This is a genomic window from Novosphingobium sp. YAF33 (genome assembly GCF_052113265.1).
Taxonomy (GTDB): Bacteria; Pseudomonadota; Alphaproteobacteria; order Sphingomonadales; family Sphingomonadaceae; genus Novosphingobium.
This window is the reverse complement of the sequence record NZ_JBFRCW010000010.1, coordinates 104,506-119,230: the sequence shown is the minus strand read 5'-3', so window position 1 is coordinate 119,230 and position 14,725 is coordinate 104,506. Positions and strand designations below refer to the sequence as shown.

Annotated in this window: 18 protein-coding genes; 4 read left to right on the top strand and 14 right to left on the bottom strand. The window is 60.9% G+C overall.

All coding sequences use genetic code 11. The features are described 5' to 3' along the window. Positions 1-10: 10 nt before the first annotated feature. Positions 11-586: an aromatic-ring-hydroxylating dioxygenase subunit beta gene (locus tag AB4Z00_RS20105; protein ID WP_133085025.1), complete on the bottom strand. Its 576-nt coding sequence runs from the start codon at positions 584-586 to the stop codon at positions 11-13. Between the two features lie 18 nt (positions 587-604). Beyond that, positions 605-1,990, bottom strand: a complete 1,386-nt coding sequence (locus AB4Z00_RS20100; RefSeq protein ID WP_133085026.1) for an aromatic ring-hydroxylating dioxygenase subunit alpha — start codon at positions 1,988-1,990, stop codon at positions 605-607. Between the two features lie 92 nt (positions 1,991-2,082). Between AB4Z00_RS20100 and AB4Z00_RS20095 the strand changes: the two genes are divergently transcribed. Together AB4Z00_RS20095 and AB4Z00_RS20090 are read left to right on the top strand one after the other, a co-directional pair. Further along, positions 2,083-2,289, top strand: a complete 207-nt coding sequence (locus AB4Z00_RS20095) for a ferredoxin (protein ID WP_133085027.1) — start codon at positions 2,083-2,085, stop codon at positions 2,287-2,289. A 130-nt stretch (positions 2,290-2,419) separates the two neighbouring features. Beyond that, positions 2,420-3,571, top strand: a complete 1,152-nt coding sequence (locus AB4Z00_RS20090) for an NADH:flavin oxidoreductase (protein WP_133085028.1) — start codon at positions 2,420-2,422, stop codon at positions 3,569-3,571. Positions 3,572-3,574: 3 nt separating this feature from the next. Here the strand turns inward: AB4Z00_RS20090 and AB4Z00_RS20085 are convergent, their stop codons facing one another. The 5 genes from AB4Z00_RS20085 to AB4Z00_RS20065 all read right to left on the bottom strand — a co-directional run bounded on the left by AB4Z00_RS20085 (position 3,575) and on the right by AB4Z00_RS20065 (position 8,709). Further along, entirely contained in the window at positions 3,575-4,300 is a 726-nt protein-coding gene (locus AB4Z00_RS20085) for an SDR family oxidoreductase (RefSeq protein WP_133085029.1), read from the bottom strand. 5 nt (positions 4,301-4,305) lie between these two features. Continuing rightward, positions 4,306-5,322 (bottom strand): NADP-dependent oxidoreductase, encoded by a 1,017-nt coding sequence (locus tag AB4Z00_RS20080; RefSeq protein ID WP_236549403.1) that lies wholly within the window; start codon positions 5,320-5,322, stop codon positions 4,306-4,308. Beyond that, positions 5,322-5,759: a nuclear transport factor 2 family protein gene (locus AB4Z00_RS20075; RefSeq protein ID WP_133085031.1), complete on the bottom strand. Its 438-nt coding sequence runs from the start codon at positions 5,757-5,759 to the stop codon at positions 5,322-5,324. Before AB4Z00_RS20075 ends, AB4Z00_RS20080 begins: the two co-directional genes overlap by 1 nt. Positions 5,760-5,876: 117 nt before the next feature. Continuing rightward, a complete protein-coding gene (locus tag AB4Z00_RS20070) occupies positions 5,877-8,213 on the bottom strand; it encodes a membrane-bound PQQ-dependent dehydrogenase, glucose/quinate/shikimate family (RefSeq protein WP_133085032.1) in 2,337 nt (778 codons plus the stop codon). Positions 8,214-8,253: 40 nt separating this feature from the next. After that, positions 8,254-8,709 (bottom strand): nuclear transport factor 2 family protein, encoded by a 456-nt coding sequence (locus AB4Z00_RS20065; protein WP_395335265.1) that lies wholly within the window; start codon positions 8,707-8,709, stop codon positions 8,254-8,256. A gap of 148 nt (positions 8,710-8,857) precedes the next feature. Here AB4Z00_RS20065 and AB4Z00_RS20060 point away from each other — a divergent pair, with 148 nt between their 5' ends. Both AB4Z00_RS20060 and AB4Z00_RS20055 read left to right on the top strand, forming a co-directional pair. Beyond that, positions 8,858-9,217 (top strand): hypothetical protein, encoded by a 360-nt coding sequence (locus AB4Z00_RS20060; protein WP_442046992.1) that lies wholly within the window; start codon positions 8,858-8,860, stop codon positions 9,215-9,217. Then, complete coding sequence (locus tag AB4Z00_RS20055) at positions 9,218-9,382, top strand: hypothetical protein (RefSeq protein WP_442046991.1); 165 nt, start codon at positions 9,218-9,220, stop codon at positions 9,380-9,382. It abuts the gene before it with no gap. 168 nt (positions 9,383-9,550) lie between these two features. Here the strand turns inward: AB4Z00_RS20055 and AB4Z00_RS20050 are convergent, their stop codons facing one another. Genes AB4Z00_RS20050 through AB4Z00_RS20020 form a run of 7 tightly spaced genes read right to left on the bottom strand, consistent with a single transcriptional unit; the run spans position 9,551 to position 14,725 of the window. Continuing rightward, positions 9,551-10,471, bottom strand: a complete 921-nt coding sequence (locus tag AB4Z00_RS20050; RefSeq protein ID WP_159831191.1) for an alpha/beta fold hydrolase — start codon at positions 10,469-10,471, stop codon at positions 9,551-9,553. A gap of 15 nt (positions 10,472-10,486) precedes the next feature. Next, complete coding sequence (locus tag AB4Z00_RS20045) at positions 10,487-11,239, bottom strand: SDR family NAD(P)-dependent oxidoreductase (protein ID WP_133085036.1); 753 nt, start codon at positions 11,237-11,239, stop codon at positions 10,487-10,489. Continuing rightward, positions 11,236-12,075 carry an alpha/beta fold hydrolase gene (locus tag AB4Z00_RS20040; RefSeq protein WP_133085037.1) on the bottom strand — a complete coding sequence of 280 codons (840 nt, stop codon included), beginning with the start codon at positions 12,073-12,075 and terminating at the stop codon, positions 11,236-11,238. Before AB4Z00_RS20040 ends, AB4Z00_RS20045 begins: the two co-directional genes overlap by 4 nt. 15 nt (positions 12,076-12,090) lie before the next feature. Then, positions 12,091-12,645: a VOC family protein gene (locus AB4Z00_RS20035; RefSeq protein ID WP_395335258.1), complete on the bottom strand. Its 555-nt coding sequence runs from the start codon at positions 12,643-12,645 to the stop codon at positions 12,091-12,093. A gap of 21 nt (positions 12,646-12,666) precedes the next feature. Beyond that, complete coding sequence (locus AB4Z00_RS20030) at positions 12,667-13,056, bottom strand: MaoC family dehydratase (RefSeq protein ID WP_133085038.1); 390 nt, start codon at positions 13,054-13,056, stop codon at positions 12,667-12,669. Continuing rightward, entirely contained in the window at positions 13,053-13,511 is a 459-nt protein-coding gene (locus AB4Z00_RS20025) for a hypothetical protein (RefSeq protein WP_133085039.1), read from the bottom strand. The genes AB4Z00_RS20030 and AB4Z00_RS20025 overlap by 4 nt, the downstream gene beginning before the upstream one ends. A gap of 11 nt (positions 13,512-13,522) precedes the next feature. After that, positions 13,523-14,725 carry an acyl-CoA dehydrogenase family protein gene (locus tag AB4Z00_RS20020; RefSeq protein WP_442046990.1) on the bottom strand — a complete coding sequence of 401 codons (1,203 nt, stop codon included), beginning with the start codon at positions 14,723-14,725 and terminating at the stop codon, positions 13,523-13,525.

The window sequence follows — 14,725 nt, the reverse complement described above, 5'->3', positions numbered from 1 at the left end:
GCCCGTCCGATCAGAGGAAGATCGCAAGATTGGACATTCCCAGCGTGGATTGGTCGACAATGATCTCCCTTACGGACAGCTTGTAGTTGCCATCCACAAGACGCCAGACGTCCCGACGCTGGGCAGTAAGCGTCTCGTTCTCCGGATTGTCGAAGCGGCTGCGCTCGACGAAGAGGTAGCTGACCACTTCATATTCGCCGGTCTTATCGCTCTCGGCGATCCGCACATTAGTGACGAACCGCCGCGTGCGCGAGGGCGGGTCTTCTGCCCAGGCGCTCTTCGAGAGACGACCAGTGCGCATGAGGATCGACCCGTAATTCTCGTCGAAATGCTTCATCGTCCGTACGACGTCACGGTCCTTGTTGGGGCCATTTCGCGTGAGACGCAGCGGTGCCGTATAGATCAAATCCTCCGCAAGGAAGGCGACCCAGTCGTCGAAGCGCCGCTCGTCGAGCGCAGCCGCTTCGTCATAGAGCGTTTCCAGAATGCGGTTGTAGACCTCCGAACCGAGCGGTACCCGCTTGGTGGAAACAAGACCGCGCATCACTCCAGTCTTGTCGATTGCGGCCGTGGCGTAGTTCACCATGTCGTGATCCTCCCAGTCTCAGGCTTCGGCCATCAGATTGTAGTAAGCCATCCACCAGGCCCACTGCGTGTCGTCCTTGGTGAAGCCGGGATAGAGATCGCCGCCTCCCACCCAGCCTTCCGGCCGCTCGTGGCCGTGAAGCGCCTGGTACTTGAGCGTGATGGTCTTGCTCATGTGGCCGCGTGCATTGCGCATGATCTGCGGCCAGGTATCGGCGTCGTCCTGCTCGATCGTTCCGGAGGTGCCGGTCGACCAGATGGCGTTCTGCAACATATCGCGCTTTACGTCCTCAGGTGCGTCCTTCTCCGCGAAAATGAAGTTCACGAATTCGACCCTGTCCGGCCCCTTGGGAACATAGGTGTGCAGCGACAGCGCGCCTGACGCGCCGCCATCGGTGCGAGGCGCAAAGATGAATGCGATCAGCACGTTGGGGAACATGCCGCCGACTTGCGGGGGGATCGTCGCTAACTGGTTGACCTGATCTTCCGTCAGATTCTTGAAGAGCTGAGGGATCAGGTCCTTGGTGATGCCGGGCGGCGAAAGTAGATGAAGGCGCTCTTCGGTCGACTTCCCTTCAAAACTGACATCCGCAAACATCTTGAAGGTTTGGGCCGCTTCCAGACAGCGCAGGGTATGGCCTTGCGGAACCGAGATATCGACACCGTACATGCCGGGCGCCGTATCGTAGATCGATTCGGCAGTACCGCCCATGATCCCGCCTTCCATAAGCGAGCGGTGCAGCGTCAGAGTATGGAAGCCGTCGGATCCCGACTGTTCGCCAGGGATCTTCCAATTGCAGGGCAGCACGAAGCGCTGCGGCGGGCCGAGCATTTCAAGGCCGTTATCGGTACGGCAGAACAGCTGATCGAGATAGAACTTCGCGTCGCCGAGGTAATCGTCGAACGAAAGATCCTCGTTCCACGTTGCGAAGATGAGGCCGCCGTACAGATGGACGCGGGCCTTCTTGAGCCCGAGTTCTTCCTTCTGGCGCTTGTTGCCGTGCATCTGTTCCTTTTCGATCGGGGCGCCGATAAAGCTGCCATCGGGTCGGAAGGCCCAGCCATGGTAGATGCAGCGGTGGGCATGGGCATTGCCCGCCTCGGCAGTGCAGACCTTCATTCCGCGATGCGGACACACGTTGAGCATGACGTGAATTTCGCCGCTACGGTCGCGCGAGACGATGACATTGTCCTCGGCCATATCGCGCATGACGTAGTCGCCGGCCTTGGGAATCTCGGACTCATGGCCCAGCAGGAGCCAGGTTCGCGCGAAGATGCGCTCCATCTCCAGCTCGTACAATTCCTTGTCGTTCATCACACGCAGCGACACTTCGTTCATCTCGCGGTCGATGAGATTGTCGAGCGTCGTCCCGTCGCTGAGTGTCAACCCAGGGTGGTGCAGCATCTTCCTCTCCTTGGAAAATCCGTGTTTGATCGCGTTATACATATTGAACGAAATCTGTTCAAGCTGTAATAATCCGAAAAAAGGAGAGGACTATGAGTCAGAAGCTGAAAGTCGTGATCGATAAGGCCGCATGCTGCGGATACGGCGTCTGCGCCGAGATCTGCCCCGCGGTGTACAAACTCGACGCCAACGGCATCGTATACGTGGACGACGAAATCGTGCCGGACGGCCTGGAAGAGCTGGCACGCGAAGGCGCCGAAGCATGTCCGCAGGCCGCGCTCGCAGTGGTCGACGCCTGATAAGGGCTCGGTCGGTGGTACAAGAATCCTGATTCGCCCTCTGGGCGAACCTGTCGCCGGGAAGGTCTCAGGACGGAGCGGCTAGAGGCAGCAGTGTCAGAAATCAGGCAGGACGGGAAACCACGGCACTATGGCAAGCGGCACCGAAATTCTTTTCAGGCCATGTGAAGTCGGGCCGCTAGCGCTGCCCAACCGCTTCGTAATGGCGCCGATGACGCGAAATTTCTCGCCTGACGGGATTCCGTCAGCGGGTGTGGCGGACTACTACCGCCGCCGTGCCGAAGCGGAAGTAGGTCTGATCGTCACGGAAGGCATCGGGGTGGATCATCCTGCTGCCGTCGGCAGGGAGACAATGGGGGGCGGAGCCTCGCCGATCATGCATGGCGAGGCCGCGCTTGCGCGGTGGCGCGCGGTCGTGGACGGGGTCCATGAGGCCGGGGGAAAGATCATTCCCCAGCTATGGCACCAAGGCGTCATCCGAGTCCCGGGAACCGGCTATCATCCCGACGCGCCGTCTGCGCGCCCCTCAGGCATCTGGGGCCCACTCGACAAGGCGATGGTGCCCCCGGAATATCTCGAACAGGTTCGCGAGCCTACCGCGCCGCTGACAGAGAACGAAATCGCCGACATCATCGTCGGGTTCGCACGAAGCGCGGCAAATGCGAGAGCCGCAGGCTTCGATGGCATCGCCCTCCACGGTGCACATGGCTACCTGATCGACAGCTTTCTCTGGGGAGAGACAAACCTGCGAACGGACCGGTGGGGAGGCGCACTCCCAGACCGCGCCAGGCTTGCGGCAGAGTTGGTCCGGGCAGTGAGGGCCGCGACGGCGCCCGATTTTCCGATCATGTTCCGGTACTCGCAGTGGAAATTGCAGGATTACGATGCGCGAAATGCGCAAACCCCGGATGAGCTCGAATCCTTGCTGACACCGATTGTCGAGGCGGGCGTGGACCTATTTGACGTCAGCACCCGGGTGTTCTCGGCGCCCGCATTCGACGGCTCCGATCTCAGCTTGGCGGGATGGGTAAAACGGCTTACGGGCCGGCCAACGATAGCGGTGGGCGGCGTCGGCCTCTCGCGCGATTTGCAATCGTCGTTCGCCCAGCCGACCGTGATGACCAACAATCTTTCGCTTGTGGCGGAGCGCTTGGCGAAGGGTGAGTTTGATCTGGTGGGGGTGGGAAGGGCGCTACTGATGGACCCGCAGTGGGTTTGCAAGATGCGGAAGGGAGAGAGCGTCAATCCCTTCCGGCTGGAAGCTTACGGGTCGCTGGATTAACGCTTAATGCGTGTCACAGGCGGCAAACACTTGAATCCGGGCGAGGTTGGTGCGCTCGGGCTGAGCCGCCATGTACCGCACGGCATCCGCAACATCCTCAGGTTGCATCGGCGGTATGAAACTGTCCCAGGCCGGCTGTCCGCGTGACTTCATGTCCTCGAATATTTCCGTGCTGGTCGTGCCCGGCGAAACGATACCGACTTTCACTCCAGTGCCGGCCAATTCGACCCGCAAACAATCGGTGAACCCCTCCAGTGCTCGCTTCAGGCCGCCGTAGACACCGACACCAGGTGCAACGATGTTGGCGCCGATGCTCGAAATATTGATGATCTGGCCTCTGGCTGCCGATTTCATTGTCCGTGCAAACAGAGTACTGGTGCGAACGACCGCTTCGTAATTGAGCGCCATCATCGGTCGCAACTGGTCGAGATCGAAATCGTCGATCGGTGCCGCATGAAGAATGCCCGCATTATTGACCAGAATGTCGGCTCGCCCGAACTTAGCCAGAACGAAGTCGTGCAAAGCCCGAGCGGCGTCGGGATCCGCCATGTCGGCTGAATGGACACAGGCATGCTCGCCAAGTTCGCCCGCCAGTGAGGCAAGGCGTTCGGCGCGGCGGGCGACCAGCACTGTCCTCGCGCCCGCCTCGGCGAGCGCTCGCGCAGTGGCCGCGCCTATCCCCGACGATGCCCCGGTTATAATGGCGACCTTACCTTCAAGGGCGTTCATTACCGTCACTCGTGCGCTCCTGTCTCTTTCAGCCGGATCAACCGCTTGCCGTGGTTTTCCCCACGGTAAAGGCCCGCAAGGGCATCCGGACAGCTCTCAATCCCGTCGAGTATTTCCTCGCGCCACGTCAGGCGGCCCTGCTCGGTCCACTCGCGCAGCTGCGCAACTGCGGCGGCGTAACGGGCCATGTGATCGAAGACGACGAAGCCTTCCATTCGTGCCCGCTTGACCAGAAGGTGGCGTTCCACGCGCGGACCATCGGGCCAGGGAGCCCAGCGGTCCTGCGACGCTGTTCCGCAGACGATGACACGGCCGCCGAGCGCGAGGTGGGGCATTACCGCGTCGCTGATCGGGCCGGCGACGTTGTCGAAATAGACGTGGATCCCCTGGGGCGCGACGCGGCTCAAAGTGGCGGCCACGTCCTGGCCGCGGTAGTCGATCGCAGCCTCGAATCCAAACTCCTCGACACAGCGCCGCACTTTGTCTGCTCCCCCGGCAATACCCACCGTGCGGCATCCAAGGATATTGGCAATCTGGCCCGCGGCGGACCCAACCGCGCCTGCGGCCGTGGATACCAGCACGGTTTCACCGGCGCGCGGCTGCCCGACAAGCGTGAGGGCCAGATAGGCCGTGACGCCGTTTATTCCCAAAATGCCAAGCGATGCGCGAAGTTCTTTTTCGCTGGTCTTCTGAAGGATTTGATCGGCCGCTACGCAAGCGAAATCCTGCCACCCGAACCATCCTGCGACGTATTCGCCAACTTGGAAATGTTCGTGGTTCGATTCGATGATACGGCCTGAGGCGAGGCTGCGCATGACCGAGCCCAGGGCCACCTGGTCTCCGTAGTTACCGACGTCGGCGATCCAGCCGCGCATGGCGGGCTCGACCGAGAGATAGTGATTTTGTACAAGTATCTGGCCCGGACCGGGACGGTCCACCGGAGCGCTGCGGATTTCGAAATGCTCGGCCTGGGCAATGCCTGCCGGACGAGAGCGCAACCTGACCTGCCGGTTCGTCGCCATCAAAAACCCGCTCTGACCATCGTGAATTTCCGGCGGGATATCCGCCAGCCTTCTGCCGTGCGGATCAGGCAGTCGTCATAGAATCCGGCCGCTCTGGTCGCGCTGCCTCCCGGTGCCGGGTCGGTCAGCACAGCGTCCACATAACTGCGGGCCAGAATCTCGCTATTGCGGCTCTCGACCACGATATTGGTTATGCGGTGAAGCGTCGCGCCTAGATTGCGATGCGCGGATTCCATGTACTCGGTGATCTCGCGCGGTCCGCGCCATTGACCGAAGCTGCCGTAATCCACTTCGCAGTCATTCGCGAAGCAGGAGCGAAACAAGGGCCAGTCCCGGGTATCGATGCCGGTCGCGTAGCGCAGCAGCAGATTGCGGATTGCGCGCTCGTCATCGGCCGCGACAGGCGATGTTCTCGTCAGGCTGCCTGATGTCGGCATGCTCCATCCTCCCGTTTTTGTTACTTGCGACGATAGTGCGTAATCGGGGCGACTTGCCCGTCCAAGGATAGGAGCTTGCGGGGACACGCCCCTATTTTTTACGATTTATCTGGCCCATCATTTCGTCGGCAGAGCATAGGCGATCAATTCGTCACTCGTTCCAGACAGCATGGCTGCATGGCCGCCGGCCGCGATGACGACAAATTGGCGTCCGCTGGGCCGGGACCAATACGTGGTCGGCGATGCATTGCCGCCGGCTGGCAACCGTGCTTTCCACAACACCTGCCCACTTTCCGTCGCAAGGGCGCGAAATACGTGCTCCTGAGTCGCGCCGATGAAGGTGAGGCCGCTCGAAGTCGTTAGAGACCCGCCAATGTTCGGCACCCCCATAGGTATCGGTACGAGCGAAGGCAGAGCCAGCGGCCCGCTGTCGCGCGATGAGCCCAAGGTACGGGACCATACCAGCTTGCCGGTTCTGAGATCGACGGCGTTGATGCTGCCATAGGGCGGCTGCTGACACGGGATCGCGAGCGGCGAAAGAAAGGGTGCGATTTGCGCGGCGTAAGGCACGCCCTGTTGAGCCGCTGGACCTCCCACATTGCTCATGTGCGCTGCATTCATCGGCTTGATGCCGCGCCGGTCCGCCTCCGCTCGGGAAATGAGGCGGTTGTAGTTGGCGACCTGGTTGTTGTTGACGATCATGAGGCCGCGTCTCACATCGACGGAGACACCGCCCCAGTCGATCCCCCCAAGGTAGCCAGGCCACGTAATCGTGAAGCGGTCTGTCGAGAGGGGTGTCATTTCGCCTTCGAAACGGGCTTGCCGAAAGCGGATGCGGCACAATGCCTGATCGATCGGCGTGAGCCCCCACATGCTCTTTTCCGTGGGAGCCGGGCCGCCGAAACTTGGCATCGCGGCGGAAAAGGGCTGGGTGGGAGATAGTCGCTCACCGGCGACCGCTCCGCGGGGAACAGCGCGTTCCATTACAGGCAGTAGGGGTTTACCCGTCATGCGGTCCAGGACGAAGATCTGCCCACGTTTTGTGGGTTGTACAAGTCCATGGATGCCGCCGGGCAGGTCGAAGAGAGTAGGCTGCGCCGCAACATCGTAATCCCAAAGATCGTGATGTGTCGTCTGGAACGACCAGCGGACTGCTCCTGTCTGGGCGTCAAGTGCGACAACAGCGCTGGAGTAGCGATCGTCCAGCGCCGTGCGGTGGCCGCCGAAGTAGTCAGGCGTTGCGTTTCCGGTTGGCACATAGACGAGCCCCAGAGCTTCATCGGAACTCATCGGAGCCCAGCTATTCGGCGTGCCTCTTGTGAATGTCGCGCCTGGTTCCGGTGAACCGTGATCGTCCGGGCGGCCAATATCGAATGCCCACGAAAACTCGCCCGAAACAGCATCGAACGCGCGGATGACGCCCGAAGGCTCCTGCGTTCGCTGACCGTCGATGATCCAGCCGCCGACGACCAGCCGTCCGCGAACCAGCGCCGGGGGCGAAGTGACGAAGTAATAGCCCTTTTCGACGGACCCAAGGCCCTTGGTGAGATCCACCTGGCCGTTCTGTCCGAAGGCGCCGCAGGACTGTCCCGTGGCAGCATCGAGCGCCAAAAGCCGAGCATCCAGCGTAGCGGTATAGATACGTTCTGAGCAGGTGCCCGTCGCGCCGGGCACGCGGTAATATGTCACGCCGCGGCATACAAGGCCGTAAACGCCTTCGAGGTTTGTCCTTGGCGAGTGGCGCCAGAGCTGGCGGCCGGTTTCAGGGTCGAGTGCGATTACATCATTGTTGCCCGCGCAAATGAACAAGCGATCACCGATCTTGAGGGGATTGGTTTGAAAGGCCGTGCCCTGCTTGCCGCTTGTCAGTTTGCCCGTATGGTAACTCCAGACGGGTTTCAGATTGCCGACGTTTGCTGGTGTGATCTGACCAAGCGGTGAATAGCGCGAGCCTCCGCGGTCGTTGCCGTAGGCAATCCAGTCACCTTCTTCCGAAGCTGCTGGTGCCGGTCCCCAAGCTGTGCTTGTGGCAGCAGGTGTGCGGTCAGCCCAGAACGCCGCCCCGATCCCGGCTATCCCGATTACCGCGAGGCCAGGCCAAAGTAGGCGGCCGCCGGGCAGGGCTGCCTGCTGGCCCACATGCCGGCGGTACCAACCTGTCAGCATGTAGAGACCCATGACAGTCGGCATTGCGATCCGCGGCGCCAGTGCCCAGCCATCGAGGCCGCACTCCCACAGCGCCCAGCATAAGTTCACACAGAGAAATACCCAATAGAGCAGCGCAGACTTTGCTTCCCTCCGCCATCCCAGAACTGCGCAGACAAGCATGACAAGGCCGCTCAGCACATACCAGGGCGATCCACCCAGCAAGGCGAGCTGGGCGCCAAGGACTGTCAGGGTACCGCCTGTTGCGCCCAGCAGCACCAGGAAAGCATGATTGAATAGGCGTCGCATGTCACCGCCTTGGGTCTCAGGATGGAAAGTGAGCGCGAACTCAGGACGGCAGTTGTTCAGCCAGCCAGTCCGGGACATTGATCCGGTAGCATTTCTGTTCGTAAAGGCGGCTGATCTTCCAGCCCTGCTCGGTCCGGATAAAATCGTGAATATACCAGAGGCCAAATACGAGCGTGTCGCTCGATTGCCCCTGCGAGACGGTCATCGGATTGTAGCATACCGTCTTGGTCCGGGCGGTATCGCCATCGATAGCGTATTTTGTGGTCGACACTGCGTGCTGGTAGGCGAGAATGGGAGATAGCCCCTCCACGAGGAATTGCTTGATCTCGGTCAGTCCGCCGCGCACGCCCACCATTTCTGAATAGTCTATCAGCGCGTCTTGCGTGAAGAACTCGTCAAGCGCGTCCCAATCGCGATTGTCCACGGCATAACAATATCCCACGATCAGGTCCTGCAGTTCAAACCTGTCGGACATTTCCTGCATGCTCAGGGTCATGGCCTCTCCTCCGTTCGATATGGTGCGATCGCACGGGCGTTCGTCCTGGCCGCCTTTCGTTGGGTAGGTGGCAGCAGGTGCGGGGATCGGGATGACGGGCTACGGCCTGCGCGATGGGCGGGCCAGATATCAAGCAAGGAGAATACTGATGGGCCTGGCCCCGTTCACTGAAGCCGATTTCGTCCTGTCCAAGGAGAAGCGGGCCGAAATCACAGCCGGACTGACTGAGCGGCAGGCTTTCATGGTCACGCAATGGATGGACCTGCACGAAGTCATCAATCGGGGCGATTGGGACGGCATGGATGACTTCTTCAACACCGACACCATGACGTATGACAATCCGAACCGGCCGGATCTTGGCACCTACCATATCTGGAAGACCTCGCCGCAGGGCCTCTACAAGACGTTCCCGCCCAGCACTTACCGGACTTTGAAGGCATGGGGTCGCGGCGACGATGAGGTCTGCGTGCTCTGCCATCACTACGGCAAGCACACTGGCGGTCCCTAGATGGGTGTTCAGCCGACAGGAAACGAACTCAACGTCCTGTGGTTCTCCTGGCTGCGTTTCCGCGGCGACAAGATCGACCACATCTATTCGATCTCCGACGTGCTCTCGATGCTGAAGGACCTCGAAGTGATCGATGTGCCTCAGCCAGTCGATCCCTACAAGTGATCGAGCACGCCCCGGCCGCCTGCGTTGTCGGGCGGTCGGGGTGTGAAAAGGCCCAATCTTAGAGCGGGACTTGCGGCATAGCTCGCCAAGGGTTTGACGTGGGGCTCTCGGGTGCCTCGGGGTATCGGCGTCCTTAACGCTGAGAGTTTCCCAGTAGCGGCTGGCGTCTCATTCGCCCGTCTTGGCCATCTCATCGATCCAGCCGTTGAGTTTCGCCCAGCTGTCGCTGCGCGTCGAGGCGAAGTTATGGCAATGCGCAGAACCAGCGAGCGGCATCAGGCTGATACGGCGCGACTTGCCGTAGAACGACGGCTCAAGAAGCGGATCCGGACTGACGTCAATGTCCCCGAAATGCAGATAGACGGGAACATCGATCGCGGCTGCCTCATCCGCCACGCCGCCGGGCACTATCGCAAGGCGGCCGTAGCTGTTGGGCGTGACCGAGGCGCGGGAATCGTCGGCGGCAATGACGGCTTCAGGCACGTCAGGGGCGTGGAAACTCGCGCGCATCGAACCCCGATCCGCTTGACTGTAACCACTGCCTTCGACCCGCTTTTCGAGATCTGCACGCACTTCGTCCGGCAGATCGAGGCTGATATTGGTGAACCCAAGGATCGCAACCTGATCGAAGCTGCGAAACGAGGCCTGCTGAATGATCGTGAGCATTCCGCCCATGGAGTGACCGATGCCGCTGATCCGTTTGCGCTTCGCTGCAAGTTCGGCGCCGAAATCTCCAGCGTCGATCCGGCACAGGATGTTTGCAAGCGCCTGATGGTGCGCCTGCGCGCCGAGCAGGGGATTTAGCAGTCCTTCATCGAGTGGCTTGGAACTATCCCCCATTCCCAGTGCGTCGAGGGTGAGGACGGCCTTTCCCTGGGAGAGGAAGTAATCGATGAAGCTGTAGCCGGGGTGACCGTCAATCCATGCATCCCAGTACCAGCGACTGTACGATGCGCCATGTAGGCAGACGAGCAGGTCGAGAGCATCTGAAGGCACGGTTTCGGGCAGGGCCAGCGTAGCGGCAACCGTGAGTGGCTGCGCGAATTCGATCGCGGGTGCAACGGGTATCGACAGCGTTAATTTGGACACGGTTGCTATCCTGTTTCAGAGGCTGAAGCCACCGTCGACGATGAGGGTCTGACCCGTCACGTAACCTGCACGCGCTGACGCAAGGAAGGCCACGGCGTTGGCGATATCGCCTGCGCTGCCAAAGCTCTGGAGCGCGATCCGCTTGCGCTGGGATTCCCAGATGTCCGGTGTGTAGAGAGTTGAAAGAAATTCGGCGCCAAGCCCTGCGTCGATGATGCCTGGTGCGACCATGTTCGCCCTGATGCCGTATCGCCCTTCTTCTTTCGCAACAGCCCGGCAAAGAGCCTCGATACCGGCTTTGGGAACCGATGAAAGCGCATCGCCAGGGGGGAAGCAGTAATTGGCAACCGATACGACCGCGACGAAATTGCCGAAGCCCTGCGTCCGGAAGTGCGGCAGGGCATGGGCAACCACGCGGGTGAAACCCATCAGTTCAATCTCGATGACTTCGCGCCATTGCTGTTCGACGATCTGACTGACGAATGGCTGCGGAATTTCGACGCCGCTGGCGTAAACGACGGTCCCGATTGCTCCGAACCGCTCCACGGTGCTGCGCATGGCCTCCTGGATCGAAGCATTGTCAGAAAGGTCGCAGCGGACCGCGAGGGTGCCGCCGTTTCCGCCCATTGTTTCGGCGACTGCGAGGGCTCGCTCCTGGCTGGAACGATATCCAATGGCGACTCCGTTCCAGTCAGAGGCAAGCTGCCTGCATATCTCGCTTCCGAGGCCGCCGGTTCCGCCAATGACTATTGCGGCTCCCCGGTTCATAAAGGCAGATGCTCGGCCAGATGGCGCAGCAGTCGAACTGCGAAGGCATCGTTCTGGTCGCCGGTGAACATGTGACCGACACCCTCGGCGATTTCGACCTCCAATTGCGGTGTGAGGCTTTTGAAATGGCGAACGCTCTCGTCCGAGACAAGTTCGCTGAGCTGCGCCTTCACCAGCACGACGGGTGATTTCACCCTGCCGGCCGCTGCGAACAGGGATGCGCGTTCGGAAGGCGGATGCAGGAATTCGGGTGCGGTTGTGCGCGGATCCCAATGCCAGAACAGCCGGCCGTCTTGCTTCCGCATCGACTTGGCCAGCCCGGATACATTGGCAACGCGCGGTTGGCCCAAATGGCGATGCAGAGCATCGGCTGCGTCATCCAGCGTCGCAAAGCCGGCGTCGCTGCTGCGAAAGAAATCGCGAATGCCATCCACGCCGTCATCGACGATCAGCGGCGCCACGTCCGCCAGCATGATGAGCCTGACGAGATCGGGATGACGCGAACCGCCGACCAGTGCCGATTGGCCGCCTCGCGATGCGCCGACCAGCGCAACGGGCCTGGAGAGACGGGTGACGATGGCTTCCACATCGCGCCCGTAGGCTTCCAGCTCATAGTCGCCATCGGCCGCCCAGCCGCTCTCGCCATGCCCGCGCAAATCGAACGTAAGTGCATAGTAGCCGGCCTCCGCTGTCCGCCGTGCCGAACGCGTCCATGAGCGCCGGCTTTGGCCGCCGCCATGGAAGAAGCACACTGCAGGAGCAACAGGGTCGCCGAAGGCATCGGCTACCATGTCGAGATGGTCACCGGGCCACGTAGTTTGGGAAGCGGTGATCATGCGCAAGTCTGCCGATCACGCTGCCGCGACCGGGGGTACCAGTTCTGCAAAGGAAGGATGTTCGCCTGGCCCGCGGTACGCGAACTTGCCCGGCGCATGGTGCCACTTGCCGTCGTTCCTGCTCTCGTAGGGCGAGGCGACCTCGATAAGGCAGCCATGGGTGCTTTTCGGGCCCACCCAGCTCCATTTCTGCCAGGTCATGTCCGGGTCGTTGTAGGTCTTGCCGCCGCCAAGCACCTGAATGCCTTCTGCGGCCAACTTCTCCATCGCGTCCGGTACGTCGTCCGTAGCAAAGCAGAAGTGATGCACGTGCTCGCCGACCTTTTCGAGGCGGTCGCCCATTGGCGTTCCCGGAGAGGGCTGGATGAACTGGATTTCGGTTCCGCCATTGTTGACGAAAGTGGCCCACCGCATGCCTGCATCCGCACCGCTCGAGAATTCGTCGTACTTGACGATACGCTCTTCCAGCGATGCAGGGTCGAGAACGCGCAGGATCTTGGTCCAGTTCTCGATGGCGGTGTCGAGGTCGCGTACGACCATGCAAACGTGGGCAAAAGGTCCGCTAGGCATAATCTCTCTCCTGGAGAATCTTCAGATTTCTATTGTTGCTGTGCCGGAATTGACGGTACCGCGCCCGTCCACGTCGAGCTTGAATTCGCAAGTGACCGTGCTTCCATCGATCGCCGTGACCTTGCCGGTGACGACAGCGCGATCCTCGCCATAGACATTGTCCAGAAAGCGCGAATCCATCTTCGAAATCCGGCCGTTGGGGAAGGCACGCATGAGCATGTTCATCATGTAGGCCACGTTGATTGGCCCCTGGTTGATGACGCGGTTGCCCAGGCCCTTCGCCTTTACGACTTCGACGTCGAGATGGATCGGATTGGGATCCGCGAGAAAGACCGCCCACTGCTTCATTGCATCGGAGCTGACGCGTTCGATGGTGAAGGAAGGCAGTTCGTCTCCAACGTCGTATGTCATGCCGCAAACTCCTTGCGGGGCAGTACCCACACGTTGTCGGTTTCAAGCACTTTGGTGCCGTCCAGCAGGTGCAAACGGAGCCGGTAGGTCAGTACGTCCATGACGCCGAGCTTGCGGCTGCGCTTGCGGACGAGATCGAGGATTTCGCCGGTGACCCTGTAGCTTTCGCCCACCTTCAGAGGGGCGTCGAACGTTACGCCGCTCGAGCCCATCATCGGACCGTCCTCGACGTCGAATTCGCAGGCCTCGCATACGCCGGCCACCGTCTTGCCCATCGCGACCTGGGTCGCGATGTAGTAGTAGATCGGATGCGCAGTGCCGTCAGGCGCCGGCTCGATGCCGGTCGACCGGCACAGCGCAGCGTTTTTCTCGGCACTGATCGTGAAGATCGCCCTGCCGTCCAGAGACGTGCCGGCAGCGTTCGGGGCAGGGGGCAGATCGTCGAGATCGCTCATGGCCATTTCCTTCAGAAAGAGCGGGGCAGCCCGAGGCTTTCGGCAATGGTGTTGCGAACCATCTCGTTGCTGATTGGCGTCATTCTCAGGATCCGATGATCCCGCCAGTAGCGTTGCATGTCCGTCTCTGCGGAATAGCCCATGCCGCCCAGGATCTGGATGCCTAGATCGGCCGCTTTTACTGCATTTTCAGTGGCGACCATCTTGAGCATGTTCGCCTCGACACCGCAGGGCATGCCGTTGGCTTGCATCCATGCGACGTTGTTGAGCAGCAATTCGGTCGTTTTTTGCCAGGTGGCGATATCCGCAACGTAGTGTTGAAGGATCTGAAAGCGGCCGATGATGCCCCCGAACGCCTTGCGCTGCTTCATGTAGTCGAGCGCGTCTTCAAGTACGCCGTCTATCGCACCGAGGCACTGCGCGCCGACCATGATACGCTCGTTGTTGAGCGTCGGCAGCATTGCGTACCACGCCTGCCCCGGTTCCCCGAGCACGTCCTCATCCGGGACGAAGACATCGTCGTAATGGACTTCGCACGAACCCATCGCCCGCATGCCAAGCTTGGGCAGTAGCGAGCAGGTAATGCCGGGAGATTTGGCATCGACGAAGAACATCGTGAGGCCGTGATGCTTCTTTTCGACATTGCGATCCGTCCGGGCGAGGACAAGAAGCCGGTCAGCCGCCTTGGCGGCCGTCGTCCACATCTTGGCCCCCTTCAACCTCCAGCCGCCCTCGACCTTGTCCGCGTAAGTCTTCATCGCGCCCAGGACATCGGTCCCGCCATCGGGTTCGGTCATCGACAGCGAGACGCGAAGCTTGCCCTGCGCCATCGGCCTCAGCCAGCGATTCTTCTGCTCTTCGGTTCCCACCGCACCGATCGTCTTGGCGCCTCCGAACGAGGTAAGGCCCCACACCCAGAGCAACCCCCCTGCCGTGCGGGCGAACTCGCGGGCGAAGATCATCTGCATCATGACGTCGCCGCCAAGCCCGTCATATTCTTCCGGGATGCCGATGCCGAAAAAGCCTTGCTCTGCCAGCTTGTCCCAAAGCGCGTAAGGGTAGTTTTCCTCGTCGGCTTCGAGCGTGCGCATCCAGTCCTTCGGGGCTTCTGCGTCGACCCAGCGGCGCACCACGTCACGAAAGGCCTGCTGCTCGTCGGTGAGCGAAAAATCCATTGTACTTCCTGTTCTCTTGCGCTCCCAATTGGCACCCAT

Coding starts and splice junctions, on each gene's coding strand:
- AB4Z00_RS20065 (WP_395335265.1), bottom strand. CDS start 8,709: ATGACCCTGAGCATGCAGGAAATGTCCGACAGGTTTGAACTGCAGGAC.
- AB4Z00_RS20095 (WP_133085027.1), top strand. CDS start 2,083: ATGAGTCAGAAGCTGAAAGTCGTGATCGATAAGGCCGCATGCTGCGGA.
- AB4Z00_RS20055 (WP_442046991.1), top strand. CDS start 9,218: ATGGGTGTTCAGCCGACAGGAAACGAACTCAACGTCCTGTGGTTCTCC.
- AB4Z00_RS20035 (WP_395335258.1), bottom strand. CDS start 12,645: ATGCCTAGCGGACCTTTTGCCCACGTTTGCATGGTCGTACGCGACCTC.
- AB4Z00_RS20030 (WP_133085038.1), bottom strand. CDS start 13,056: ATGACATACGACGTTGGAGACGAACTGCCTTCCTTCACCATCGAACGC.
- AB4Z00_RS20080 (WP_236549403.1), bottom strand. CDS start 5,322: ATGGCGACGAACCGGCAGGTCAGGTTGCGCTCTCGTCCGGCAGGCATT.
- AB4Z00_RS20025 (WP_133085039.1), bottom strand. CDS start 13,511: ATGAGCGATCTCGACGATCTGCCCCCTGCCCCGAACGCTGCCGGCACG.
- AB4Z00_RS20045 (WP_133085036.1), bottom strand. CDS start 11,239: ATGAACCGGGGAGCCGCAATAGTCATTGGCGGAACCGGCGGCCTCGGA.
- AB4Z00_RS20090 (WP_133085028.1), top strand. CDS start 2,420: ATGGCAAGCGGCACCGAAATTCTTTTCAGGCCATGTGAAGTCGGGCCG.
- AB4Z00_RS20100 (WP_133085026.1), bottom strand. CDS start 1,990: ATGCTGCACCACCCTGGGTTGACACTCAGCGACGGGACGACGCTCGAC.
- AB4Z00_RS20020 (WP_442046990.1), bottom strand. CDS start 14,725: ATGGGTGCCAATTGGGAGCGCAAGAGAACAGGAAGTACAATGGATTTT.
- AB4Z00_RS20085 (WP_133085029.1), bottom strand. CDS start 4,300: ATGAACGCCCTTGAAGGTAAGGTCGCCATTATAACCGGGGCATCGTCG.
- AB4Z00_RS20040 (WP_133085037.1), bottom strand. CDS start 12,075: ATGATCACCGCTTCCCAAACTACGTGGCCCGGTGACCATCTCGACATG.
- AB4Z00_RS20060 (WP_442046992.1), top strand. CDS start 8,858: ATGGGCCTGGCCCCGTTCACTGAAGCCGATTTCGTCCTGTCCAAGGAG.
- AB4Z00_RS20105 (WP_133085025.1), bottom strand. CDS start 586: ATGGTGAACTACGCCACGGCCGCAATCGACAAGACTGGAGTGATGCGC.
- AB4Z00_RS20075 (WP_133085031.1), bottom strand. CDS start 5,759: ATGCCGACATCAGGCAGCCTGACGAGAACATCGCCTGTCGCGGCCGAT.
- AB4Z00_RS20070 (WP_133085032.1), bottom strand. CDS start 8,213: ATGCGACGCCTATTCAATCATGCTTTCCTGGTGCTGCTGGGCGCAACA.